The sequence below is a fragment of the Bradyrhizobium sp. NC92 genome (assembly GCF_025200865.1).
GTDB lineage: Bacteria > Pseudomonadota > Alphaproteobacteria > Rhizobiales > Xanthobacteraceae > Bradyrhizobium.
Map to the genome: position 1 here is coordinate 3,567,916 of NZ_CP104171.1, position 24,760 is coordinate 3,592,675.

22 protein-coding genes are annotated in these 24,760 nt (G+C 65.2%); 16 read left to right on the forward strand and 6 right to left on the reverse strand.

Annotation, left to right across the window (positions count from 1 at the left end):
• Positions 1 to 218: 218 nt before the first annotated feature.
• Positions 219 to 848: a ParB-like protein gene (locus N2602_RS16465; protein ID WP_260383269.1), complete on the forward strand. Its 630-nt coding sequence runs from the start codon at positions 219 to 221 to the stop codon at positions 846 to 848.
• A 10-nt stretch (positions 849 to 858) separates the two neighbouring features.
• Here N2602_RS16465 and N2602_RS16470 read toward each other — a convergent pair whose 3' ends face one another.
• Positions 859 to 1,014 (reverse strand): hypothetical protein, encoded by a 156-nt coding sequence (locus tag N2602_RS16470; protein ID WP_165637160.1) that lies wholly within the window; start codon positions 1,012 to 1,014, stop codon positions 859 to 861.
• Between the two features lie 263 nt (positions 1,015 to 1,277).
• On the opposite strand from N2602_RS16470, the gene N2602_RS16475 reads away from it, so the two are divergent.
• The 6 genes from N2602_RS16475 (at position 1,278) to N2602_RS16500 (ending at position 8,250) form a co-directional block, all read left to right on the forward strand.
• Positions 1,278 to 1,421, forward strand: a complete 144-nt coding sequence (locus N2602_RS16475) for a hypothetical protein (protein WP_172788113.1) — start codon at positions 1,278 to 1,280, stop codon at positions 1,419 to 1,421.
• Between the two features lie 213 nt (positions 1,422 to 1,634).
• Positions 1,635 to 1,802, forward strand: coding sequence for a hypothetical protein (locus N2602_RS16480; protein WP_167361653.1), 168 nt, complete (start codon positions 1,635 to 1,637; stop codon positions 1,800 to 1,802).
• Positions 1,799 to 4,351, forward strand: coding sequence for a cation-translocating P-type ATPase (locus N2602_RS16485; RefSeq protein WP_260383270.1), 2,553 nt, complete (start codon positions 1,799 to 1,801; stop codon positions 4,349 to 4,351). The genes N2602_RS16480 and N2602_RS16485 overlap by 4 nt, the downstream gene beginning before the upstream one ends.
• A gap of 548 nt (positions 4,352 to 4,899) precedes the next feature.
• Positions 4,900 to 6,870, forward strand: coding sequence for a TonB-dependent siderophore receptor (locus tag N2602_RS16490; RefSeq protein WP_260383271.1), 1,971 nt, complete (start codon positions 4,900 to 4,902; stop codon positions 6,868 to 6,870).
• Between the two features lie 8 nt (positions 6,871 to 6,878).
• On the forward strand, positions 6,879 to 8,021 hold the full coding sequence (locus N2602_RS16495) for a PepSY domain-containing protein (protein ID WP_260383272.1): 1,143 nt from the start codon (positions 6,879 to 6,881) through the stop codon (positions 8,019 to 8,021).
• 4 nt (positions 8,022 to 8,025) lie between these two features.
• Positions 8,026 to 8,250 carry a hypothetical protein gene (locus tag N2602_RS16500; protein ID WP_260383273.1) on the forward strand — a complete coding sequence of 75 codons (225 nt, stop codon included), beginning with the start codon at positions 8,026 to 8,028 and terminating at the stop codon, positions 8,248 to 8,250.
• A gap of 23 nt (positions 8,251 to 8,273) precedes the next feature.
• Here N2602_RS16500 and N2602_RS16505 read toward each other — a convergent pair whose 3' ends face one another.
• From N2602_RS16505 to N2602_RS16515, 3 genes are all read right to left on the reverse strand, one after another.
• A complete protein-coding gene (locus tag N2602_RS16505) occupies positions 8,274 to 8,768 on the reverse strand; it encodes an MgtC/SapB family protein (RefSeq protein ID WP_260383274.1) in 495 nt (164 codons plus the stop codon).
• A gap of 10 nt (positions 8,769 to 8,778) precedes the next feature.
• Positions 8,779 to 9,360 carry a peroxidase-related enzyme gene (locus tag N2602_RS16510; protein ID WP_260383275.1) on the reverse strand — a complete coding sequence of 194 codons (582 nt, stop codon included), beginning with the start codon at positions 9,358 to 9,360 and terminating at the stop codon, positions 8,779 to 8,781.
• 213 nt (positions 9,361 to 9,573) lie between these two features.
• Complete coding sequence (locus N2602_RS16515; protein WP_246708867.1) at positions 9,574 to 11,166, reverse strand: ATP-binding protein; 1,593 nt, start codon at positions 11,164 to 11,166, stop codon at positions 9,574 to 9,576.
• Between N2602_RS16515 and N2602_RS16520 the strand changes: the two genes are divergently transcribed.
• Complete coding sequence (locus tag N2602_RS16520; RefSeq protein ID WP_246708868.1) at positions 11,159 to 11,383, forward strand: hypothetical protein; 225 nt, start codon at positions 11,159 to 11,161, stop codon at positions 11,381 to 11,383. The two genes, N2602_RS16515 and N2602_RS16520, sit on opposite strands and share 8 nt — an antisense overlap.
• Before the next feature lie 372 nt (positions 11,384 to 11,755).
• Entirely contained in the window at positions 11,756 to 12,724 is a 969-nt protein-coding gene (locus tag N2602_RS16525) for a catechol 2,3-dioxygenase (protein ID WP_260383276.1), read from the forward strand.
• Here N2602_RS16525 and N2602_RS16530 read toward each other — a convergent pair.
• Together N2602_RS16530 and N2602_RS16535 are read right to left on the reverse strand one after the other, a co-directional pair.
• Entirely contained in the window at positions 12,721 to 16,248 is a 3,528-nt protein-coding gene (locus N2602_RS16530) for a molybdopterin cofactor-binding domain-containing protein (RefSeq protein WP_260383277.1), read from the reverse strand. The genes N2602_RS16525 and N2602_RS16530 overlap by 4 nt on opposite strands.
• Positions 16,248 to 16,730 (reverse strand): (2Fe-2S)-binding protein, encoded by a 483-nt coding sequence (locus N2602_RS16535; RefSeq protein WP_260383278.1) that lies wholly within the window; start codon positions 16,728 to 16,730, stop codon positions 16,248 to 16,250. Before N2602_RS16535 ends, N2602_RS16530 begins: the two co-directional genes overlap by 1 nt.
• A 277-nt stretch (positions 16,731 to 17,007) precedes the next feature.
• On the opposite strand from N2602_RS16535, the gene N2602_RS16540 reads away from it, so the two are divergent.
• The 7 genes from N2602_RS16540 to N2602_RS16570 all read left to right on the forward strand — a co-directional run bounded on the left by N2602_RS16540 (position 17,008) and on the right by N2602_RS16570 (position 24,759).
• Positions 17,008 to 18,465: a 6-hydroxynicotinate reductase gene (locus tag N2602_RS16540; protein ID WP_260383666.1), complete on the forward strand. Its 1,458-nt coding sequence runs from the start codon at positions 17,008 to 17,010 to the stop codon at positions 18,463 to 18,465.
• Positions 18,462 to 19,358 (forward strand): UPF0280 family protein, encoded by an 897-nt coding sequence (locus N2602_RS16545; RefSeq protein ID WP_260383279.1) that lies wholly within the window; start codon positions 18,462 to 18,464, stop codon positions 19,356 to 19,358. Before N2602_RS16540 ends, N2602_RS16545 begins: the two co-directional genes overlap by 4 nt.
• A 27-nt stretch (positions 19,359 to 19,385) precedes the next feature.
• Positions 19,386 to 19,970, forward strand: a complete 585-nt coding sequence (locus N2602_RS16550) for an amino acid synthesis family protein (RefSeq protein WP_025035619.1) — start codon at positions 19,386 to 19,388, stop codon at positions 19,968 to 19,970.
• A 32-nt stretch (positions 19,971 to 20,002) separates the two neighbouring features.
• Positions 20,003 to 21,205 (forward strand): ABC transporter substrate-binding protein, encoded by a 1,203-nt coding sequence (locus N2602_RS16555; protein WP_172786249.1) that lies wholly within the window; start codon positions 20,003 to 20,005, stop codon positions 21,203 to 21,205.
• A 175-nt stretch (positions 21,206 to 21,380) separates the two neighbouring features.
• Complete coding sequence (locus N2602_RS16560) at positions 21,381 to 23,270, forward strand: ABC transporter permease (RefSeq protein ID WP_260383280.1); 1,890 nt, start codon at positions 21,381 to 21,383, stop codon at positions 23,268 to 23,270.
• Entirely contained in the window at positions 23,267 to 24,058 is a 792-nt protein-coding gene (locus N2602_RS16565) for an ABC transporter ATP-binding protein (RefSeq protein ID WP_260383281.1), read from the forward strand. Before N2602_RS16560 ends, N2602_RS16565 begins: the two co-directional genes overlap by 4 nt.
• Entirely contained in the window at positions 24,055 to 24,759 is a 705-nt protein-coding gene (locus N2602_RS16570) for an ABC transporter ATP-binding protein (RefSeq protein WP_260383282.1), read from the forward strand. The genes N2602_RS16565 and N2602_RS16570 overlap by 4 nt, the downstream gene beginning before the upstream one ends.
• Position 24,760: the final 1 nt, after the last annotated feature.

Consider the following 24,760-nt stretch of genomic DNA (forward strand, 5'->3'; position numbering starts at 1 on the left):
ATTTGTGCACGGGCCGGTGTGCAGCGATCTGGAAACCGGCCGTCGCGCCCGTGATCCGCGCGTTGCGCTGCAATGCGGGCACAGCGACACCGTCCTTCGTCCGATCGGTATCGACTTGTGATCTGCGCGTGCTTCGAACGGATTTTGCCGCCCTGGGGCCCATGGCATAGTCGCGGGAACCCGAACCGCTAGTTGCATCCATCCGAGGGGCTTCGATCATGACCACGACCAACGCGCGCGAGCCGAGAGTGCATCCGGTTCCGATCCTGTCGCTTCGGCCGACGCAGATGACGGTCGGCATGCGCGAGGTCAAGGAGAAGCGGAAGCGCTGGCGCGAGCATGACAAGAAGAAGCAGGCGGATCTGCTCGGCAAGCATATGATCCCCGTCGTTTACGGCCCCGATGCACGTTACTACGTGATCGACCATCATCACCTCGGCCGCGCGCTGCACGATGAAGGCGTCAAGGAGGTGCTGGTGACCATCGTGGGCGACCTCAGGATGGTCGAGCGCGAGGCCTTCTGGGGCGTCATGGACAACAAGCGCTGGGTCTATCCTTACGATGCCAAGGGCGAGCGGCGGTCGTTCCGCGACCTGCCGAAATCGGTCGCCGACTTGAAGGACGATCCGTTCCGCAGCCTTGCCGGCGAATTGCGCCGCATGGGCGGCTTCGCCAAGGACACGACGCCATTCTCCGAATTCCTGTGGGCCGATTTCCTGCGCCGACAGGTCTCGCGCAAGGCGGTGGAGGCCGATTTCGACAAGGCGCTCGAGAAGGCGATGGCCGCCGCCAGAAGCAAGAATGCGATCTATCTGCCCGGCTGGTGCGGCCCGGCGGACGACGATTAAAAGTATCTCGTCAGTCGCGCTGGAAGATCCTGGCGCCGGGGTAGGCGCGGCGGGCGTAAGTGACCACCAGCGCGCGGTCCTGGGTGTCCAGGAACGGCGTTCGGATCTGGGACGATCCGACGATGAGGTGCCACAGGCCATTGAGCTTCTGGATCACGATCTTCATTTGCGTAGTCCTCGATGACTCCCATTCCAGCGAATGTTGCTTGTCGCCGCAGTGCCCGGAATCGCGGTCGCGGATACGAAATTCCCAACACGGCCGGCGCTCCAAAACACGTCGACCCTTGTTAGTTGGTTACGGAATGCCCCCAGATAAGCCGGATCTCATCACAGCCGCTTGAGCGAAATCAATTTCCGCGCCCACGAAACCGTCCTGAAACAGAGCCGTCCCATTTCTATGGAGTAGTCGAGCTCACACAGGAGGCGAACATGCGCCGTCTGGCTTTCGTAGTTGCCGTGCTCGCGGTCGCTTCGGCGGGAATCTCTGCATCCTTTGCCGCGGTCCACCACGCCAAGACGTTGACGTTCGCGGAGCGCTTTGCTCCGGCGCTCGAGTTGATGGCGAAGCGCTAGCGGCATAGCGCCGCGCGGCCGTGAGCGCGGCTGCGCGCTCCGAGGCGGACATCGCGTCGCACCCGCCGGCAGATGATGGCCGGGCCAGGCTTGACCTGTCGCAAAGGTGCTTCGCCCTGACCGGCTAAAGTCTGCCTGCATGGTTGCAGAGACAGCGTTGTGCCCCGATGTCGGGCCCGGGCTCCAAGTCATGCAGATTTTGGAGGCACGGCCATGAGCGTCATCTTTCGCATCCTCTTTGTCCTCGCCGGCGCGATCACGGCGCTGTTCGTCGCGCGTGACGCGCTGAATTTCACCATCATCCAGACCTTCGTCGCCGTCCTGCTCGCGACCGCAATCGTCGGTGCCGGCAGCTTCTGGAGCCTGCGGCGGAAACCGTGAGCGAGACGGAACGCCGCAGTTCGGCCGGCCTGAGCGAAACCGAGGCCCGGGCGAAGCTCGCGGCAGACGGCCCCAACGAATTGCCTCGGCCGGAACGACGCAGTCCCCTGCGCATCGTGGTGGAAGTGCTGCGCGAGCCGATGCTCCTGCTGCTGCTTTGCGGCGGGCTGATCTATCTCGTGCTCGGCGATCTCAAGGAGGTGCTGATCCTGTTGGCGTTCGGGGCGATGTCCATCGTGATCACGGTGGTGCAGGAGACCCGGACCGAGCGCGTGCTGGAAGCCTTGCGTGACCTGACCAGCCCGCGGGCGCTGGTGGTGCGCGACGGGGTGCGCCGGCGCATTGCCGGCCGCGAGGTCGTGCAGGGCGACCTTCTCGTCCTCGGTGAAGGCGATCGCGTCCCCGCCGACGTCGCGCTCGTCGAGGCGCGGGACCTGCAGATCGACGAGTCCCTGCTGACCGGCGAGTCGATGCCCGTCCGCAAGAAGACGGCCGACAAGGTCACCGAGGCCGGTCACCGGCCCGGCGGCGAGGATCAGCCATTCGTGTATTCCGGTTCGCTCGTCGTGCGCGGCGAGGGGCTGGCGCTGGTCGAGGCCACCGGGCCGCGCAGCGAGATCGGGAAGATCGGGCTGTCGCTTCGCGGCTTGCAGGCCGAGCCGCCGCGGCTTCAGCAACAGACCGCAAGGCTGGTGCGGCTCTGCTTTCTCGGCGGCGCCATCATCAGCCTGGCCGCGATTGTGCTCTACGGCGTCTCGCGCGGCGACTGGCTGCAGGCGCTGCTCGCAGGCGTCGCCATCGGCATGTCGATGCTTCCGGAAGAATTTGGCGTCGCGCTCACGGTGTTCATGGCCATGGGCGCGTGGCGGATTTCGCAGGCTCGTGTCCTGACGCGGCGAGCCGCCGCCATCGAGGTCCTCGGCTCGGCGACAGTCCTGTGCACCGACAAGACCGGGACGCTGACGCAGAACCAGATGTCGGTCGCCGAGCTGCGGCTGCGCGACGGCGCGCGTCTGCGTGCGGAGGCGTCCGGTCCGGATCAGGTCGGGCCCGAATTCGCCGAGCTGGCGCGCTGCGGGGCGCTGGCAAGCTCTCCGGAGCCGTTCGATCCGATGGAGAAGGCGCTGCACGCGTTTGCGCGTGATGTCCTGCGGGACGGAGACGCGATGGATGGCGGGCGGACGCTGGTGCGTACCTATGGTCTGCGCCCCGAGCTGCTCGCCATGACCCAGGTTTGGCGGACATCCGCAGCGGCGGATCTCATCGCATGCGCCAAGGGCGCGCCGGAAGCGATTGCGCGGCTGTGCAGGCTGAACGAGGCCGATCGGGAGGCCGTGCAAGCTGCCGTCGGGGCCATGGCGAAGGACGGGCTTCGCGTGCTGGGGATGGCGGTTGCCGCGTGCGATGACACTTCCCTGCCGGCATCCCAGGAGGCTTTCGTATTTCGCTTCGTTGGCCTAGTCGGGCTTACCGATCCGTTGCGGCCTCACGTTCCGGAGGCGGTTCGCCAATGCCGTTCGGCCGGCATCCGCGTCGTCATGATCACGGGCGACTATCCGGCGACCGCTCTGGCGATTGCCGGGCAAGCCGGGCTCGACGTCAATGAGGTCGTGACCGGGGAGCAGATCATGCTCGCTGACGACACCGAGCTCGAGGCACTCGTCAGGAAGGTGAACGTCTTCGCGCGGGTTCTGCCGGAGCAGAAGCTGCGGATCGTGCAGGCGCTGAAGCGCGGCGGCGAGATCGTTGCGATGACGGGCGACGGCGTCAACGACGCGCCGTCGCTGAAGGCCGCCCATATCGGGATCGCGATGGGTGGCCGCGGCACCGACGTCGCCCGCGAGGCATCCTCGATCGTCCTGCTCGACGACGATTTCAGCTCCATCGTCGCATCCATCCGGCTCGGACGCCGGATCTACGACAATCTGCGCAAGGCCATGGCCTTCATCTTCGCGGTTCACGTGCCGATCGCGGGTCTTGCGCTGCTTCCCCTGGTGTTTGGGCTGCCACTGGTGCTCGGCCCGGTTCACATCGCCTTTCTGGAGCTGATCATCGATCCCGTCTGCTCGCTGGTGTTCGAAGCCGAGCGCGAGGAGCGCGACGTCATGAAGCGTCCGCCGCGGCGTGCCGATGCGGAGCTGTTCTCGTGGCCCCTGATCGCCTGGAGCGTCCTGCAGGGCGCGGTGGCCTTCGCCTTGATCGCGGTGATCTTCGTCGCAGCGCTTCGTTCCGGGCTTCCGCCCGATGAGGCTCGCACCCTCGCATTCATTGCGCTCGTCGTCTGCGTCCTCGCGCTGGTGCTGGTCAATCGATCCTTCAGCGCATCCTTCTTGTCTGCCTTCTTCCGTCCAAACGCGGTATTGCTCTGGATATTCCTCGCGATTGCCCTTGTCCTCGCCGCAGCCCTGTTCTGGCCGCCGGCCTCCGGTCTCTTTCGCTTCGGTCCGCTGCATCTTGACGATTTGATGATCACGCTCGGCGCTGGACTATTGGTGCTCACGGCCCTCGAACTGCTGAAGCCGTTTTGGGGCCGGCGGTTACGATTCTAGATCGTGACGCGGCAGCCCGGCCATGCGCCGAGCGCGACGAGTCGACGTCCGGAAATCATGCAGGCCGCGGAAGACGCGTGCGAGATGCTGACAGCATTTCATTAGAACGGATCCAGTCTACATAGATTCTACGACGCGAACGTCCGAAACACTTTGATTGTGCGCTCGGAGTCTCTGCATGGTCGTTCCCGAAAGTTCGGGGACTGGGAATGCTGGAATTGGTGTTTGACGCACGCGCAACGAAGCGCGGGCGCGTGTCGATGTTGTGCGGTCTTGTCGCGCTTCCTTCCGCCATCGCCTTCGGCCAAAACGCGCAGGCTCAGAGCGCGAGCGGGGCATCGGTTCTTCCTCCCGTCGTGGTCGAGCAAAGCCGCCCGAGCAAGCGCCAGGTCACCACACCGCGCAACTCGCGATCTGCGGGCGCCCGCCAGACGCGATCGCGTGCGGCAGGACAGGCAGTCCAAGCAGCTTCCCAGCCGGCTGCCGCTGCGGCGGAACGCGGTACCGATCCGGTGAGGGGGTTTGTACCCGTCGTCAGCTCGGCTGCGATGAAGTCCGACGTACCGATCCTGGAGACACCGCAATCCGTTTCCGTCGTCAGCCGCGACCAGCTTGATGCGCGCTCGGTCACGACACTGGTCGAAGGATTGCAGTATGTCGCAGGTCTCGCCATCCAGCCCGGCGGCAAGGATCCGCGCTTCGACAACGTTTACATCCGCGGCTTCGACAACAACGGCTACGGCGCCTATCGCGACGGGCTTCGCGAGGTCGGCGATCCCGCCTTCTTGTCGCTGTTCCGCAACGAGCCCTACGGCTTCGAACGCATCGACGTCATCAAGGGTCCGAGCTCCGTCATGTACGGGCAGGGGGCGCCGGGCGGTCTTGTCGACGTCATCAGCAAGCGCCCGCCCGACAAGGCCTTCGGCGAGATCGTCGGCCAGTTCGGCAACTACGATCGGTTTCAGGGGGCATTCGACTTCGGAGGTCCTGCGACCAAGGATGGCTCGTTGCTTTACAGGCTGACCGGCGTGTTCAGGGATTCCGATGCGCAGATCGCCAATTTCTCGAATTTCGTGAAGGACAACCGGACCTATATCGCGCCCGCCGTGACCTGGAAGCCGACCAACGATACCACGCTGACCATCCTCGCTGACTACACGCACGATGTGACCGGCAACGCCTTTCCGTTGTCGATGGCGCATCTGAGCGGCGGTAAGGTCACCGGCATCACCGCACTGCCGCTGTTCCTCGGTGACCCCAGCTACAATAGGTTCGACCAGGAGCAGGAGCGCATCGGCTATCAGTTCGAGCACCGCTTCAACAACGATCTGATCTTCGAATCGAAGGCTCGCTACGGCCACACCGAGCTCGATTATCGCTATCTGACGTTCATCGGAACGCCGCTCGATACGGCCACGAACTTTCCGCGTCGTCGCGCGATGCGCATCCAGGAGCAAGTCGATACCCTGTCGACCGACAACCACCTGATCAGCAAGTTCGGCACGGGGCCGCTTCAGCACACGGTGGTCTCCGGCGTCGACTATCTGACGTTCAACATGACGGACCGGACCTATTCCGGAAATGCGCCGCCGCTCAGCAAGATCAATCCGGTCTACGACCAAGCCATCGCGGCTCCGACTGCGCTCGTCACCCCCTCGGCGAACCAGACAATCGATCAGGTCGGCGTCTATGTGCAGGACCAGATGAAGATCCAGAACTGGATCTTTACATTGGGCGGCCGCTACGATGTCTCCGAACAGAACACCTACGCCTTGGCGACCAACAAGACGACCGACACCAAGGACACGGCCTTCACCAAGCGTGGAGCGGTCTCGTACGTGTTCGATTCCGGAGTTGCGCCGTATTACAGCTATTCGGAATCGTTCCTGCCGACGCCGGGCACGGATTTTGCGGGGAATCCGTTCAAGCCGACGACGGCGCAGCAGCACGAGCTCGGCGTGAAGTACCAGCCGTCGCGGACCCTGCTGATGACGTTGGCGCTCTATGATCTGACGCGGCAAAACTCGCTCACGAGCGATCCATCGCATCTCGGCTTCTCGGTCCAGCTCGGCGAGGTGAATTCGCGCGGCATCGAGTTCGAGACGCTGGCGCAGATCATGCCCGGACTGAACCTCGTGGCCACCTACACCAACCAGGATGTGAAGGTGACGCAAACCACCACCGCCGCCGATCTCGGCAAGGTGCCGACGCTGGTGGCCCGCCAGATGGCATCGGCCTATCTCGACTACACGGCCCAGGGCGGGACATGGGACGGCTGGGGGTTGGGCGGCGGCGTCCGCTACAACGGGCCGACCTTCGCCGACACCACCAACACCATCGTCAACGAGGGCTACGTCGTGTTCGATGCGGGCCTGCATTATCGCCAGCCCAAGGGTGTCAACCTCGCGCTGAACGTGAAGAACATCGCCGATCGCGTCACCGTTGCGTGCACCACGAATGGCGGTTGCCAATACACCAGCCCGCGCACCATCACGGGCACGGTCAGCTATCGCTGGTAAGGATCGCCATGGTTCAGGTCCGCACGATCCGGCTATGGTCCCGCATTCACACCTGGACCTCGCTCGTGTGCATGCTGTTCCTGCTGATGCTGTGCGTGACGGGACTTCCGTTGGTCTTTCACGACGAGATCGACGATCTGCTCGAGGACGAGATCTCGGCGCCCGCGATGCCGGAAGGAACGCCGCGTTTGTCGCTCGACCGGATGATCGCGGCGGCGCAAGCGCGTTTTCCCGGTCAGTATGTCCTGCTGCTCAATCTCAAGCAGACCGAGCCACTCGTGACTGTGGCCGTTTCTCCGACCGCTGTCCCGGCGCCGGGCAACTTCCATCGCCTGACGTTCGATGCGCGAACGGCCGAAATGCTCGGCGAAGAAGCCCCGCATCAGGACGTCATGGATATCGTGCTCCGGATACACAAGGACATGTTCGCAGGGCTCCCCGGCGAGCTGTTTCTCGGGGCGATGGGACTGGTGTTCGCCGTGTCGATCATCTCCGGCATCGTTGTCTATTGGCCGTTCATGCGGCGGCTGGATTTCGGGACGATCCGTCGGCGGTCGTCGCCCCGGCTCAAATGGCTCGACACCCATAATCTCCTCGGCATCGTCACGTTGACGTGGACGTTGGTGGTCGGTCTCACCGGCATGATCAACACGCTGGCGACGCCGTTGTTCGACCTGTGGCGGGCGCAGCTCATCCCCGTCTTGCTGGCGCCTCATCTGGGCAAGCCCGTGGCTCCGATCCCTTCGGTTCAAGCCGCCGTCGAGCTTGTCCGCACCAGATTTCCGGATCGCCTCGTCACCTCGGTGACGATGCCGACCGCGGCGCGTTTCGGCAGCCCGCAGCACCTCGTGGTCTGGACCAAGGGAGCGACGCCCTTCACGGCGCGCATGCTTCAGCCGATGCTGGTCGATGCCAATGACGGCAAGACGATCGTGGCGCCCGAGGTGCCGTGGTATCTGAAGACGCTTCAGGTCTCGCGTCCGCTGCATTTCGGCGATTACGGCGGGCTTCCGTTGAAGATCGTCTGGGCGGTTCTCGACATCATGACGATCATCGTTCTCGTCAGCGGAATCTATCTCTGGGCGGCAAGGCGAAAGCCGTCGGTCCGCAAGCCGCTGCGCCCAGAACGGACCGCGGCAGTCGGTGTCTGATCCCATGCGTCGTTCCGTGTCCAAGGCGGACGTTCCGAACCTGGCCCGGCACTACAGAAGCGTGTGGGACGTGTTCTGGGCGCCGCTCCTGGTCGGCTTGGTCTGCGCCGTGGGGCTCGGTCTGGCGCTCGTCGGAGATGGGATCTGGGACGGCCTGTCGTGGCTGGCTCTTTCGCTGCCGGTTGGGCTTGCGGCGTTCTACTGGCACCGCGCAGGCCGCCGGCGCTGACGGAGAATCCGCCGAACCGACGGCTATCGGTGCTGCTCTTCCGGGGCGCCTTCGACCTCATGCGCCTCGTCCTTGCCGCCAAGCATGCGATGCAGCCGGCGCTCGAGGCGGCGGCCGATCGTCAGCAGGACGAAGGCCAGCGCAAGGGCGACGATGACGATCCTCCACTGTCCGGCGCCGCAGACGATGCCGAGACAGGCGGCAAGGAAAGTGCAGGCGGCGCTGGTGAGGCCCCGAACGCGAAACCCCGTGCTTTGGTGCACGATGACGCCAGCGCCGAGAAAGCCGATGCCGGTGAGGATGCCCTGGATGACACGGCTGGCGGCGTCGACGACCCTGGCCGGTTCGGCGAGCTGCAGCGCAAGCAGAACCACGCTCGCGGTGGAGAGCCCGACGATGCCGAGCGTCTTCAGCCCGATCGGCTTGCCGTGCAGGTCGCGGTTGAGGCCGATCGCGCCGCCGGCGAGCGTCGCCGTGCCGAGGCGCAGCAGGGTTTCGGGCCAATCGAGCTCGGTCATGGCGCCTCGATCATGTCTTCGGCAGGCGGCCCATCAGATAGAACTCCTCGTTCGGCCGCATGCCCCTGAAATTCGCCAGCCGGTTCGACAGCGCGAAGAAGGCGGAGATCGCGGCGATGTCCCAGATGTCGTCGTCGCTGAAGCCGTGCGGCGCGAGCGCGGCGAAATCGTCCTCCGAAATCCGCTGCGCGTCAGCCGAGACCTTCATGGCAAAATCGAGCATCGCCTTCTGCCGCGGCGTGATGTCGGCCTTGCGGTAGTTGATCGCGACCTGGTCGGCGATGAGCGGGTTTTTGGCGCGGATGCGCAGGATCGCGCCATGGGCGATCACGCAATATTGGCACTGGTTCGCCGCCGACGTCGCCACCACGATCATCTCGCGCTCGGCCTTGGTGAGGCCGCCGTCCTTCTCCATCAGCGCATCGTGATAGGCGAAGAAGGCGCGGAACTCGTCGGGGCGGTAGGCCAGCGTCAGGAACACGTTCGGCACGAAGCCGCTCTTCTCCTGCACGGCGAGGAGGCGCGTGCGGATGTCGTCGGGCAGCGTGTCGAGGGCGGGGGCGGGAAAGCGTTGCGCGGCGGTCTTTGTCATGGGCATGGTTCCGGCTTTTAGGCGGGAACCATAGTCGATGCGGAAGGCGGGCTCAACGTGCCAGCCGTTCTGGCCGCGACGAACGTGTGAGTTATGAGCGACGCTCCATCCGCCGTCATTGCGAGCGCAGCGAAGCCGTCCAGAAATCCCTCCGCGGAAAGACTCTGGCTTGCTTCGCTGCGCTCGCAATGACGGGGTGGAGAGAGCTTTGCCTTACCGCAGCGGCTTCTTCAGCAGCGAGAAGCGGTCCGGGTCGAGGCCCATCGACGGCTGCAGCATCGGCGCTTCGACGCTGGACATGGTCTTCGCCGGCGGCGCCGAGAACACGGGGTCGTTCGGTACGTCGCGCTGCGATGTGGCGCCGCGCCAGCGTTCGAGCACGGCGCTGACGAAATGCATGTCGTGACCGGAGGTGACCGACGGCACGCTGGAGATGGTGGCCTCGCCGCGCGGCAATTGGTGCGGCGGCACTTCCTTGAAGCGCAGGCGGGTCGGCAGCGCCACGCCTTCGCCGAACGCCAGCACCTCGCGGGTGCCGAGCGACGGAACGAAGGAGAGCAGATTCGCGGCGGCATCCGACACCGCGGCGCGCAGCAGCGCCTGGTCGCGGTCGTTGGCGAGGCGCATCGTGAACAGCGTGTTGCACTGGGAGATGATGGTGGCGTCGAGCTCGGCGGGGCGCTGGGTGATGAGGCCGAGATAGACGCCGTATTTGCGGCCTTCCTTGGCAATGCGCGACACCGCCTTGCGGGTCGGGCCGAAGCCGATGTTGCGGTCGGCGGAGGCATAGCGGTGCGCCTCCTCGCAGACGAACAGCAGCGGCGAGACGCCGTCGCTCCACAGGCCGAAGTCGAAGGCCATGCGGCAGAGCACGGACACAACCGAATCGATCACCTCGGCCGGGAAGCCGGCGAGCTGCATCACGGTCATCGGCTTGCCGTTGGCGGGCAGGCGGAACAGATGGCTGATCACCTCGGCCATGGTGTCGCCGCCGACATTGGCGTTGTCGAACATGAAGGCGTAGCGCGGGTCGTTGCGTACCGCCTCGATGCGCGAGATCAGCTTGTGATAGATGATGCGCGAGGAGCGGTTCTCGAGCTTGCCCATGCGCTCGTCGATCAGCGACAGCAGGTCGACCAGGCGATAGGGCACCGGCGTATCGACGGTGTAGCCGATCTGCTTGGGATCGATGCGCTTGAGGCCGATGCGGTCGGCGTTCTGGTACTGGGTGTAGACGCCCTTGGCGAGCGGGATGACCTCGGCCAGGATGTCGAGCTCCTCGGGCACGCCGGCGCGGCCGCCGAACAGCACGTCGACGATTTCCTCGAAGTTGAACAGCCAGAACGGCAGCTTCAGGTTCCGCGGGTTGAGCACCAGCGCGCGGTCGCCGAAGCAGCGGCCATATTCGTTGTGCACGTCGAGCAGGAAGATGCGCAGGTTCGGCCGCGCCTTCAGGATCTCGTTGAGCAGCAGCGAGACGCCGGTCGATTTACCGACGCCGGTCGATCCGAGCACCGCAAAATGCTTGGACAGCATTTCCTCGACGTCGACATAGGCGATGACCGAGCGGTCCTGCTGGAGGAAGCCGACATTGATCTGGTCCGAGCCGGTCGGCGCGTAGATCGTGCGCAGCTCCTGGCTGGTGATCAGGTCGACGGCATCGCCGATGGTCGGATAATTGGTGACGCCGCGCTGGAATTTGGCCTTGTCCGCGGCATTGAGGATCTCGCCGAGCAGGTCGACCGAGGCGATCGCGATGTAATTGTCCGAGCCCGACAGGTTCTCGCAGGAGACCTCCGTGATCATCGCAACGATGACCGAACTGCTGCAACGGATGCTGACGAAGCGTCCAACGGTGGCCCGCACCTCCGAGATCGGCATCCGGCTTTCCGCCAGAAGCCCGACCCGGGCGAGCGATCCGCGAACCGAAATCACGCGTCCAAAGGATGTCACGATGAATGAACCTGGCAAGAGCAAGGGATTTGCCCGGACTATGCCCGGCCGTCGCTGCACAAACGGTTAAACGGCGGGCGCGCCCGCTCCGTTAAATCCGTGGTAATTCGGTCCGGAGACTTGTCGCCGATGCCTGCTCATGGGCGGAATCGCCGGGAAAATACTGCATTTCCGGACCTTGGGGCCGAGATGGTCCTTAAGGAAGAATTTACCATTCGAGCAGGCCCATTCGTCCGGCGGACCGCCATTGGTCGGACAGGCGCCGTTCGCAGCAGCAAAGCTGGTTGCTTTGTTGACGGGACCTAATGATTTGTACATTAGTACAAATGAGGTCCGTCACTGTCGGCACCCGCGCACAAGGGCCCGCCCGCGCGTTGTGCCGTGCGCGTTTCAATTGCGCCGCCCGGACAGGCGGATCGCAGCCATGCTCCAGGAGGAAACCATGCAGCCTGAACCGATCCTCGATCTCGCCCATCTCGGCCACATGGAGCTGCTGACGCCGAAGCCGGACGAGAGCCTGAAATTCTTCGTCGATGTGATGGGCATGACGGTCAGCGGACAGAAGGGTGAGTCGGTCTATTTGCGCGGCTGGGACGATTACGAGCGCTATTCGCTCAAGCTCACGGCGGCGAAGACCTCGGGCATGGGCCACATGGCGCTGCGTGCGCGCAGCCAGCAGGCGCTGGAGCGGCGCGTCGCCGCGCTGAAGGGATCCGGCTTCGACATCGGCTGGATCGGCGGCGACATGGGGCAGGGGCCAACTTTTCGCTGCCGCGACCCCGATGGCCACATCGTCGAGCTCTATTACGAGACCGAATGGTATCAGGCGCCGCCCGAACTCAAGCCCGCGCTGAAGAACCAGGCGCAGCGCTTTCCCGCCCGCGGCGTCAACGTCCGCCGCCTCGACCATCTCAACTGCCTTGCCGTCGACATCAAGGCCAACCGCGAGTTCTTCGAGACCTATCTCGGCTGCCGCCTCACCGAGCAGATCGTGCTCAACAACGGCCGTGAGGCCGCGATGTGGCTGACGATGTCAAACAAGAGCTACGATTTCGCCTATTCGCTCGATCATTCGGGCGTGCCGGGCCGCTTCCACCACGTCACCTACGCCCTCGACAGTCGCGAGGAGATTCTGCGCGCCGCCGACATTTTTCTCGAGAACGGCATTCACATCGAGACCGGGCCGCACAAGCACGCGATCCAGCAGACCTTCTTCCTCTATGTCTACGAGCCCGGCGGCAACCGCGTCGAAGTCGCCAATGCCGGCGCACGCCTTATCCTGGCGCCCGACTGGAAGCCGATCGTGTGGACCGAGGAGGAGCGCAAGAAGGGCCAGGCCTGGGGATTGAAGACGATCGAGTCCTTCCACACCCACGGCACGCCGCCGGTGGAGGTGACGAAACACGCCTAATTGGCGGAGGCGCGCACCTTTGCGATCGTCTCGCGCACGCCGGTCCAGGCCGGCTTGTCCGGCGCGAACTGCCGGCGCAGGAAGCTGACGAGCTCCTCGATCTGAGTGTCGCTCATGCTGTTCCTGAACGCGGGCATGTAGCCGAGATCGCTCGAGACGGGCTCCGCGATGCCGTGCAGGATGACCTGTACGAGATTGTCCGACGTGGCGCTGTGCAGGTTGCTGTTGAGCGCGAGCGAAGGCCTTGTGCCGAACAGCGGCAGGCCGCCGACCTCGTGGCAGACGGCGCAGGCGCCTTGATAGAGGCGCGCGCCGGCGGAGGAGGCGACGGTCACTTGCGTTGCATTTTCGAGCTTGGCGGCCAGCGCATCCTGCGCCTGTTGGTCGACCGCAGTGTCATTGAACGAGTTGAGATAGACCGCCATCGCACGGATGTCCTGGTCGGGCAGCGCCTTGAGGTCCCGGACGATCGGCGCCATCGGGCCGGCGGCGACGCCGTGGTAACGCGAATGGCCGGTGCGCAAATAGGCGTACAGCTCATTCTCGCTCCACGGGATCGGCGCGTGCGAGAGCGAGGTCAGCGACGGCGCTTCCCAGCCCTCGGCGAAGCCGCCGGCGAGATAGGCGTTGCGTTGCTCGGCGCCGAGCGCGTTGCGCGGCGAATGGCAGGCGCTGCAATGGCCGAGGCCCTCGACCAGATAAGCACCGCGATTCCAAGCCTCGGACTTTGAGGGGTCGGGCTTGAAGTCGGGCGTTCGGTGGAACAGCGCATTCCAGCCCGCCAGCAGCGGGCGGAGATTGAACGGGAAGGCCAGCGTGTTGGCCGGCGTTGTCGCGCGCACCGCAGGCTGCGCCATCAGGTAAGCGTAGAGCGCCTGCAGATCGGAATCGCCAGTCTTTGCAAAATGCGTGTAGGGGAAGGCGGGATAGAGCTGGCGTCCGTCGCGATGCAGGCCATCGCGCATGGCGCGCTCGAAGGCGGGATAGGACCAGGCGCCGATCCCGGTCTCGACGTCGGGCGTGATGTTGGTCGCGTAGATCGTGCCGAACGGTGTTTCCAAGGCGCGACCGCCGGCATTTGCTGCGCCGCCGATCTCGGTGTGGCATTCCGCGCAATTGCCGAGCGCGGCAAGCACCTCTCCGCGCGCGATCGTTGCCGCTGAATAGACCGACGCATCGGGCCGCGCGATCGGCGCGATCGCGCGGCCGGGAAGAAGCGCCGCGCCGATGCCGATCGCGGCGGTGCAGACGGCTGCAATCGTTGCGAAGATGCCGGCGCGCTTGGCGAACGGATTTTCCCAGATACGAGACGGAGGCGAGGCTGCGGGCGGGGGCAGGGACTGCGGCGTCGCCGGTGCTTCGCCGTGCAATCCCTTGAGGATTCGCTCAGGCGTGAACGGCGGCTCGCGAAAGCGCACGCCGGTGGCATCGAAGATGGCGTTCGCGATCGCGGCTGCGCTCGGCACCGAGGCGGACTCGCCGACGCCGAGCGGCGGCTGATCCTGCCGCGACAGTATCAGCACGTCGATCTTGGGAACGTCGGGGAAGGGGATGATCGGATACGCGCCCCATTCACGCGCGGCCACCGCACCGCGCTCGAACGACACCTCTTCCATCAGCGCGCGGCTGGTGGACTGGATGACGTTGCCCTGGATCTGGTGGCGCACGCCGTCCGGGTTGATCATCAACCCGGAGTCCTGCCCCGCGACGACGCGCGTCACGCTGACGTCGCCGGTCGTCTTGTTCACCGCGACGTCGGCGACCCACGCCGACCACGCCGCGCCATAGCCCGGAAACTTGCTGTGGACGTAGAGCGCATAGGCAAAGCCGCGGCCGTGCACGACCTCACCGTCCTTGTCCTCGCGGACCGGCCGCGGCATCCAGCCCGCGCGCTCGGCGACCGCATTGACCAGATCGACCGCGCGCGGGTCCTTCAGATAGCGCAGGCGATATTCGATGGGATCGATGCCGGCTTCGGTTGCGGCCTCGTCGATATAGGATTCATGCGCAAAAGTGTTCGGCAGGGCCGAGACGCCGCGAAACCAGGAGGCACGCACGATCGGCGGCGTGTCGTGGGCGACGACGCGCATGTGCTCGTAATCGTAGGGCGGGATCGCGGTGCGGTCGCCCATCTGGAGCACCGCAGGTTCGGGCGAAAGGCGGCCGGTCAGCAGCAGCGCCAGCGTCGGCGCGGCATTCGAGGGATAGCGCGTGGCAAGGTCGTACCCGGCAATGCCGCCGTCAGCGTCGAGGCCGCCATTGACGTCGATGAGTTGTGCGGTGCCTTTGGGCTCCCAGGCGTGCTCCTGCTCGCGCGTCAGCTGGACGCGGACGGGACGGCCGACGGCGCGCGACAGCAGCAGCGCATCGGCGGTGACATCGTCGGCGCAGTTGCGGCCGTAGCAGCCGGCGGCCTCCAGCCGGATCACCTCGATCTCGCTCTCGGGGCGCTCGATCAGCAGCGCCAGATCGCTGCGCAGCACGTGCGGGTTCTGCGTGCCCGACCAGACGCGGATATTGCCGTCCTGGAAATCGGCAACCGCGCACGACGGGCCGATCGAGGCGTGCATCTGATACGGCCAGACGTAAGTGCGCTGCATCGGCTTGGCCGCGCCCGCAATTGCCTTGTCGACCTCGCCCTTGTCGATCAGCGTGCGCGGCGTCGACGGATTGGCGCGCAGCGCGGTCTCGACATCGGCAAGATCGGTGAGGGAGGGCGTCGGCTTCCAGCTCAGCTTGAGCTGTTCGGCGGCGCGAATCGCATTCTCCTCGCGCTCGGCAACGACACCGACGAAATCGCCGATGTGGACGACGGCGACGATGCCGGGAATGTCGCGCACCGAGGATTCGTCGACCGCGAGCAGGCTGGTGCCGACGAACGGGCCGGCATCGACACCGGCATAGGGCGGGCGCACCACGCGGCCATGCAGCATGCCCGGTACGCGGATGTCATGGACGAAGGTCAATTCGCCCGTGGCCTTGGCTGGCACGTCGACACGCGGGACGGAGTGGCCGACGATGGCGTAATCGCCGACAGATTTCACGGCGACGTCGTCTTCGAGCTCGAGCCGGATCTCTTCGCCGGCGATCAGCTCGCCATAGCTGACGCTGCGGTTGTCATGTCCGCGCACGAGGCCGTCCTCGATCTCGAGATCGGCGGCCGGCAGTTCCAGCCGTTCGGCCGCGCGTGCGATCAAGAAGTGCCTCGCCTGCGCTGCGGCCTTGCGCAGGGGAACGGCGGTGATCTGGATGGTCTCGCTCGCGATCGTCGCGCCCTGGTTCGGTACCACGGCCGTGTCGCCGAGCACGACGACGACGCGCGCAAAGGACACGTCGAGCTCTTCGGCGACGATCTGGCCCAGCGCAGTGCGGATGCCGGTGCCGAGATCGACATGGCCGTTATAGGCCGTGACCGAACCGTCCGCGGTGATGCGGACGAAGGTCTCGGATGTGACCTCGTCCACGCTGCGGGCGACGATGAGCGAACCTGCGCGCTCAGCTCCGTTCGAAACATAGGAGGCCATCAATCTGCGGCCTCGGTGAGCTGGCTAGAGGCGCGCATCACCGCGCGGAGGATCTCGACATGCGTGCCGCAGCGGCAAAGATTGTAGCGCAGCGCCGCCAGCGCCTCCTGCTCGGACGGCCGCGGATTGATCGCGAGCAGCGCCTTGGTGGTCATGATCATGCCGTTGAGACAATAGCCGCATTGTGCGGCCTGCTCGTCGATGAAGGCCTGCTGCACGACGTCGGGCTTGTCGCTTGTGCCGAGGCCTTCGAGCGTCACGATGTCGCGGCCGGCGCAGCCGGTCACCGGAATCACGCAGGAGCGTGCCGCCAGTCCGTCGATCAGGACAGTACAGGTGCCGCATTCCCCCAAGCCGCAGCCGTATTTCGGGCCGTTCAGCGCGAGCTCATTGCGCAGCACATAGAGCAGCGGCGTGTCCCGCGCTGCCGTGACCTCGTGGATCCTGCCGTTCACGGTGAGGCGGATCGGTGTCTGCGTCATCCTCGTTCCCAAGCCCAAGACAAAGCCAAGAGACAAACCCAAAATCATGCGATCGCGAAAATTCGACGTCGCGACGATACCGTTTGTACACAAACGTGCAAGCCGTGCATGCCGCACTGCAGCGCGATTGCCTTCTTTGTGGACAGAGCGGATAGGCAAATGAGGTTTTATGCGGCAGCGGCATCTTTTGCGCTGCACCGCCGCTTGACAGCCCCGGGGCACCGCGCGCAACATCGTTCGTATACGAATGATAACTGCGATGTCCGCCGGCTCCGACATGGTGACAGAAACGACGAGCGCCGTCATCGACAAGATCCGCTGCGATGCTTGTCCGGTGATGTGCTACATCAAGCCCGGCGCGGCGGGGGCCTGCGACCGCTATGCCAATCACGACGGCAAGCTCGTCCGCGTCGATCCGCACGTCATCCTTGAGCGCACCGTCTCGCACGGCGGCAAGCTGGTCCCGTTCAGCCGCACCGAGGACTGGGACGGCAAGATCGTCCATGAGCCCTCGACTTTCGTGACGGCGATCGGCGCAGGCACGACCTATCCCGACTACAAGCCGGCGCCGTTCATCGTTTCGGCAGAGGTCGACGGCGTCGACATGGTGACCGTCGTCACCGAGGGCATCTTCTCCTATTGCGGCATCAAGGTGAAGATCGACACCGACCGCTATCTCGGCCCGGAGACTGCGACCGTGCGCGCGCAGGGCGAGGCGGTCGGCCATGTCACCACCAGCGAATACGGCTCGCAGATGCTGTCGCTCGGCGGCGTGCATCATCTCACCGGCGGCTCCAAGAAGGAGGGCCGGGTCACCTGCGACACGCTGATGGACCTCGCCAATTGCAAGGCGGTGGAGCTGACCATCGACGGCGGCGCCAGCGTGGTGGTGCAGGCCGGCCAGCCGCCGATCGTCAACGGCGTGAAGGAAGAGCGCATGCGCGTCGGCTGCGGCTCGGCGACGATCGGCATGTTCGCCAAGCAATGGCACGGCAAGGTGGACGAGGTCGTCGTGGTCGACGACCACATCACCGGCGTGCTCTCGGAGCACCAGGCCGGCAAGCTGCTCGACATCGCCGACACCGGCATCAAGATGAAGGGCCGCCGCTCGACGCCCGGCCGCTATTTCCAGGTGGCCGATCCGGGCACGGGCTGGGGCGGCACCAACATCTCCGATCCCTTGTCGATCCTGGGCTCGTTCGATGCCAAGGAAGCAAAGCCCGGTTTGACCATGCTGATGGTCTCCACCACCGGCGAGCATTCGTCCTATTACGTGCTCGACGAGGCCCTGAAGCCGGTCGAGACCGAGATGCCGGCCGACTTGAAGTTCTCGGTCGAGCGGATCCAGGAAAACTGCGAGCCCGCGCTGTGCACGGTGCTGTTCATGGCAGGCGCGGGCGGCTCGCTGCGCGCCGGCGTCACCGACAACCCGGTGCGGCTGACGCGCTCGGTCAAGGATGCGCTGACGCGCGTCACCAGCGGCGGCGCGCCGGTCTATGTCTGGCCCGGCGGCGGCATCACCTACATGGTCGACGTGACGCAGATGCCGTCAGGCGCGTTCGGCTATGTGCCGACACCGGCCCTTGTCGCGCCGATCGAGTTCACGATGAAGCTGTCCGACTATGCCGCGCTCGGCGGACACATGGATTATGTGAAACCGCTCTCCGAGGTGCAGAACGGCGACGATGTCCGCCAGTTGCCCTGGCAGAACCCGATTCCGGGGCCCCGCAAATGACCAGGCGCCCGCAAATCGCATTGCTGTCTGATGGCCGGCGGCTGCATTTGCAGGATGGACCGATCGATCTGATCGTCGAGGCGAGGGGACGTGCGGATGCGGTGCGGGCCGCCTATGAGGCTGCGGCGCTGCGGTTCACCGGATTGCTCGACGAGCTTTGCGCAGAGCTGCCCGAATTGCGGTCCGGCGCCGGGAGGCGGACGTCGCTAAAGGGCGTCGTCGCGCGCCGCATGCATGCCGCGGTGGTGCCCTATGCCGCCGATTGCTTCATCACGCCGATGGCGGCCGTTGCCGGTAGCGTCGCGGAGGAAATTCTGGCTGCGATGCTGCGCGCTGCGACGCTCGATCGGGCTTACGTCAACAATGGCGGCGACATCGCGCTGCATCTCGGCAAGGGCGAGCAGTTTTCGGTCGGGCTGATGGATCGCCCCGGCCGCGACGGCGTCATGCGGACGATGCGGATCGATGCGGACGATCCGGTGCGGGGCGTTGCGACCAGCGGCCGGCACGGCCGCAGCTTTTCGCTCGGGATCGCCGATGCCGTGACCGTGCTGGCGGCGACCGCTTCGCAAGCCGATGCGGCCGCGACCGTGATCGCCAATGCCGTCGATCTTCCCGGACATCCCGCCATCATCCGCAAGCCTGCGAACGCGCTTCAGCCTGACAGCGATCTGGGCGGGCGCCTCGTGACGCGCGATGTCGGCGAGCTGTCTCACCATGAGATCGCCGCCGCGCTCGAATCTGGCGCAGAATGTGCACGGCATTTATTCGATCGTCGGCTGATCGAGGGTGCCGTGCTGCAGCTTTGTGGTGATATGCTTGTCATCGGACCGAAAGATATTGAGCGGCTGGAATCGCACTCGCGTCAGCTGGAGAACGCGGTTCATGCCTGAGCAGGGAAGTGTCCAGAGGAAGCAGCCATGAGCGCGATCATCCGCAAGATCGTCACTGTCGTCGAAGAGACGCAGATGGAGATGGGCCGACAGGTATCACCGCCGACCCGGCGTGCTGCGGCGATTGCCGTCATCGAGAATCCGTTTGCCGGAAAATACGTCGAGGATCTTTCGCCGCTGATCGCGATCGGCGAGGAGCTGGGCGAGCTCTTGTCAAAACGCGCGGTGGCGGCGCTCGGCATCGATGGCGCCAAGGCGCACAGCTACGGCAAGGCCGCGGCGGTCGGCGAGAACGGCGAGCTGGAGCATGCCGCCGCGATCCTCCACCCCAAGATGGGCGCGCCGGTGCGCAAGGTTCTGGGCAAGGGCGCGGCGCTGATCCCCTCGTCGAAGAAGCGCAGCGGTCCGGGCACGACGCTGGACATCCCGCTCGGGCACAAGGACGCGGCCTTCGTGCGCAGTCATTTCGACGGTATGGAAGTGCAGATCAACGACGCGCCGCGTGCCAACGAGATCATGGTCGCGGTCGCCGTCACCGACAGCGGCCGTCCGCTGCCGCGCGTCGGCGGGCTGACGGTTGCGGAGATCAAGGGCGAAGACGGTCTGAGATAGAAGTCATAAGCGAGTTCAAATTGGAGGTTGGGATGCGAGCAAGAAATTACTTCGTCGGCGCGGCCTTCGCGCTTCTGGCGAGCGGCATGGCTCATTCGGCCCTGGCGCAGGACATCAAGATCGGCGAGATCAACAGCTATTCGCTGCTGCCGGCATTCACCGAGCCCTATCGCAAGGGCTGGCAGCTTGCGGTCGAGGAAGTCAACGCGGCCGGCGGCATCAACGGCAAGAAGCTCGTCGTCATCTCCAAGGACGACGGCGGCAAGCCGGCGGACGCGCAGACCGCGGCCAACGAGCTCGTCTCGAGCGAGGGCGTCGCGATGCTCGCCGGCACGTTCCTGTCGAACATCGGTCTTGCGGTCTCTGACTTCGCCAACCAGAAGAAGGTGTTCTTCCTCGCGGCCGAGCCGCTCACGGACGCCATCACCTGGTCCAAGGGCAACAGGTACACCTTCCGCCTGCGCCCCTCCAACTACATGCAGGCGGCGATGCTGGTGGAGGCCGCCAGCAAGCTGCCCGCAAAACGCTGGGCGACGATTGCGCCGAACTACGAGTACGGCCAGTCGGCGGTCGCGGTGTTCAAGAAGCTGATGTCGGAGAAGCGCCCCGACATCCAGTGGGTCGACGAGCAATGGCCGCCGCAGGGCAAGATCGACGCCGGCCCGGTGGTGCAGGCGGTTGCCGCGGCAAATCCGGAAGCGATCCTCAACGTCACGTTCGGCGCGGACCTCGTCAAGCTCGTGCGTGAAGGCAACACGCGTGGCCTGTTCAAGGGGCGCGAGGTGGTCTCCTTCCTGACCGGCGAGCCCGAATATCTCGACCCGCTCAAGGACGAGACGCCGGAGGGCTGGATCGTCACCGGCTATCCCTGGTACTCGATCAAGACTCCCGAGCATGATGCGTTCCTGAAGGCGTATCAGGCCAAGTACAACGACTATCCGCGCCTCGGCTCGATCGTCGGTTACCAGACCATCAAGTCGGCGGCCGCGATTCTGGCGAAGGCCGGCTCGACCGATCCGGAGAAGCTGATTGCCGCGGCGGAGGGGCTGACCACGCCGTCGCCGTTCGGCGAGATCACCTTCCGCAAGATCGACCACCAGTCGACGCTCGGCGCTTACGTCGGCAAGACCGCGCTGAAGGACGGCAAGGGCGTGATGGTGGAGTCGTCCTACAAGAAGGGCGCGGACTATCTGCCTGGCGATGCCGAGGTCGAGAAGCTGCGTCCGAAGGATTGAGTTCTGCTGCCGTAGGGTGGGTTAGCCCTGCGGACTGCGCGTAGCGCAGACCGCTCGGCGTAACCCACCACTTTCGGTGCCACACGAGAAAAGGCGGTGGGTTACGCCGAGCAGATGCGCTCTGCGCATCTGCAGGGCTAACCCACCCTACGATTTCAACGAACCCGGACCGCCGATGGCCTTTTACGTCGTACAGTTTCTGACCGGTCTCGCCAGCGCGGCGTCGCTGTTCCTGGTGGCATCGGGCCTGTCGATCATCTTCGGCGTGACGCGGATCGTGAATTTCGCGCATGGCGCCTTCTACATGATCGGCGCCTACATCGCCTTCACGCTGACCGAGCGCCTGTCCGGCGCATTCGGCTTCTGGGGCGGCATCGTGCTGGCCGCGTTCGCGGTGGCGCTGATCGGCGTCATCGTCGAGATGGTGCTGCTCCGGCGCATCTATCATGCGCCCGAGCTGTTCCAGCTGCTGGCGACCTTCGGCCTCACCTTGATGGTCGAGGATCTGGTCGTGCTGATCTGGGGGCCGGACGACCTCGTCGGCCGCCGCGCGCCAGGGTTCAAGGGCGCGATCGATTTCTTCGGCCAGAACATTCCGAGCTACGATCTGTTCCTGATCGTGCTCGGCCCCGTCGTGCTCGGCATTCTCTGGCTGCTGTTCCAGCGCACGCGGTGGGGCGTGCTGGTGCGCGCGGCGACGCAGGACCGCGACATGGTGGCAGCCCTCGGCGTCAATCAGAAATGGCTGTTCACGAGCGTGTTCGCCGTCGGCGTCTTCCTCGCAGCGCTCGGCGGCGCGCTCCAGATACCGCGCGATGCCGTGCATCACGCCATGGATCTGCGCATCATCGTCGAGGTGTTCGTCGTGGTCGTGATCGGCGGCCTCGGCAGCATCGTCGGCGCTTTCGTCGCGGCGGTGCTGGTCTCCGAGCTGAATGCCTTCGGCATCCTGATCTTCCCGAAGATCTCCATCATCCTGGTCTTCCTGGTGATGGCGGTGGTGCTAATCGTGCGTCCCTGGGGCCTGTTCGGCAAGCCGGAAGCGGCCGCGCGCAAGACGCCCGGCCTCACCGTCAATCCCTGGCGGCCGCTGACCTCGAGCGAGCGGCTGATGGCGCTTGCGGCGCTCGTGATCGCAGCGATGCTGCCGCTGTTCGCCGGCAATTATCTGCTGACCGTGGGCTCGGAGATCGCGATCTTCGTGATTTTCGCCGTCAGCCTGCACTTCCTGATGTCCGTCGGCGGCCTCGCCTCGTTCGGGCACGCCGCCTATTTCGGCCTCGGCGCCTATGGCATCGCCTTCCTCGCCAAGATGGCGGGACTGCCGATGATCGTGTGTCTGTTGCTCGGCCCGCTGCTCGGCTGCATGGGCGCAGCGGTGTTCGGCTTCTTCGCGGTGCAGCTCTCCGGCGTCTATTTTGCGATGCTGACGCTCGCTTTCGCGCAGATCGTCTGGTCGATCGCGTTCCAGTGGGTGAACGTGACCGGCGGTGACAACGGCATTCTCGGCCTCTGGCCCTCGAGCTGGGTGGCAAGTCCGTCGCGCTTCTACTGGCTTGCGCTCGGCGTTGCGGCGCTGGTGACCGTCGCGCTGCGAGCCATGGTGTTCTCGCCGTTCGGCTACGCGCTTCGCGCCACGCGCGACTCAGGCCTGCGCAGCGAAGCCATCGGCATCGATGCCAAGCGCATCCAGTGGACCGCCTTCGTGATCGCAGGCACGACCGCCGGCATCGGCGGCGCATTGTTCGCCTATCTCAAGGGCAGCGTGTTCCCCGACAATCTCGGCATCTCGCTGTCGGTCGACGCGCTGGTCATGGTGCTGCTCGGCGGCGTCGAGACGGTGTCGGGCGCGGTGATCGGCGCCATCGTCTACAAGGCGTTGAACATCTGGCTGGTGAGCCAAACCGATCTATCGAAGCTCGTGCTCGGCGGCTTCATCATGTTGATCGTCGTCGTCTTCCCCAAGGGCATCGTCGGCATGCTGGAGATGCTGGCGCAGCGCCGAAAGAAGTCATCGCCGCCGGGATCCACCTTGCTCGCCAAGCCGATCGAGTCTGCCGAATGAGCGTTGCACCCCCACTTCTCGCGATCGAAGGCCTGACCAAATCCTATGGCGGCATCCATGCCGTGCGCGGCGTGTCGTTCTCGCTGCGGGCCGGCGAGATCCTGGCCCTGATCGGGCCGAACGGGGCGGGAAAAAGCACCTGCTTCGACATGCTCAACGGCCAGAACAAGCCTGATAGCGGGCACGTCCGCCTGCTCGGCGAAGAGATCACGGGCCGGAAGCCGCGTGAGGTCTGGCGGCTCGGCGTCGGCCGCACGTTCCAGATCACCGCGACCTTCGCCACCATGACCGTGCGCGAGAACGTGCAGGTCGCGCTAATCTCGCATGGGAAGCAACTGTTCAATCTGTTCGGCTCGGCGCCGAAGTTCGACCGCGCCGAGGCTGGCCGCCTGCTCGAGCTGGTCGGCATGGGCGGTTATGCGGACCGGCCCTGCGGCGAGCTTGCCTATGGCGATCTCAAGCGGCTCGAGCTTGCGGTCGCGCTCGCCAACCAGCCCAAACTGCTGCTGATGGACGAGCCGACGGCCGGCATGGCACCGCGCGAGCGCGTCGAGTTGATGCGGCTGACCGCGGGCATTGCCCGGGAAAAATCCATCGGCGTGCTCTTCACCGAGCACGACATGGACGTGGTGTTCGAGCATGCCGACCGCATCATCGTGCTCAACCGCGGGACGTTGATCGCGGAGGGCTCGCCGGCGGACGTGCGCGGCAATCCCCAGGTGCAGGCGGTCTATCTCGGCGAGGGCCTGGTCTACGATGCCCGCCATCGCGAGGGGGCATCGACATGAAGCTCACGGTGCAAGAACTCAACAGCCATTACGGTCCGGCGCATATCCTGTTCGACATCAGCTTCGAAGTCGGCGAGGGTGAGGTGGTGGCGCTGTTGGGGCGCAACGGCGCCGGCAAGTCGACAACGTTCCGCTCGATCGTCGGCCTCGTGGCGCAGCGCTCCGGCCGCATCACGTTCGAGGGCAAGGACGTCTCGTCGAAGCCGACGCACGAGATCGTGCGCGAGGGCCTCGGCTACGTGCCGGAGGAGCGGCGAATCTTCACGGACCTGACCGTCGAGGAAAACCTCGAAGTCGGCCGCCAGCCGAAGCGTCCGAACGCGCCGCACTGGACGCGCGAAAAGCTGTTCGCGCTGTTTCCGAACCTGGGCGAGATGAAGAACCGCCCGGGCGGACGCATGAGCGGCGGCGAGCAGCAGATGCTCACCATCGCGCGTACGCTGATGGGCAATCCCTCGCTGGTGCTGCTGGACGAGCCGTCGGAGGGCCTGTCGCCGAAGATCGTGGAGCAGATGGTCGATGCCATCCTGACCATGAAGAAGGAAGGCGTCAGCATCGTCGTCTCCGAGCAGAATCTGCATTTCGCGCGGCTGATTTCGGATCGCGCCTACATCATCGAGCGCGGCCGGATCTGCTTCGGCGGCACCATGGCCGAGCTCGACGCGCGCCCGGATATCCGCGACGCGCATCTGTCGTTGTGAG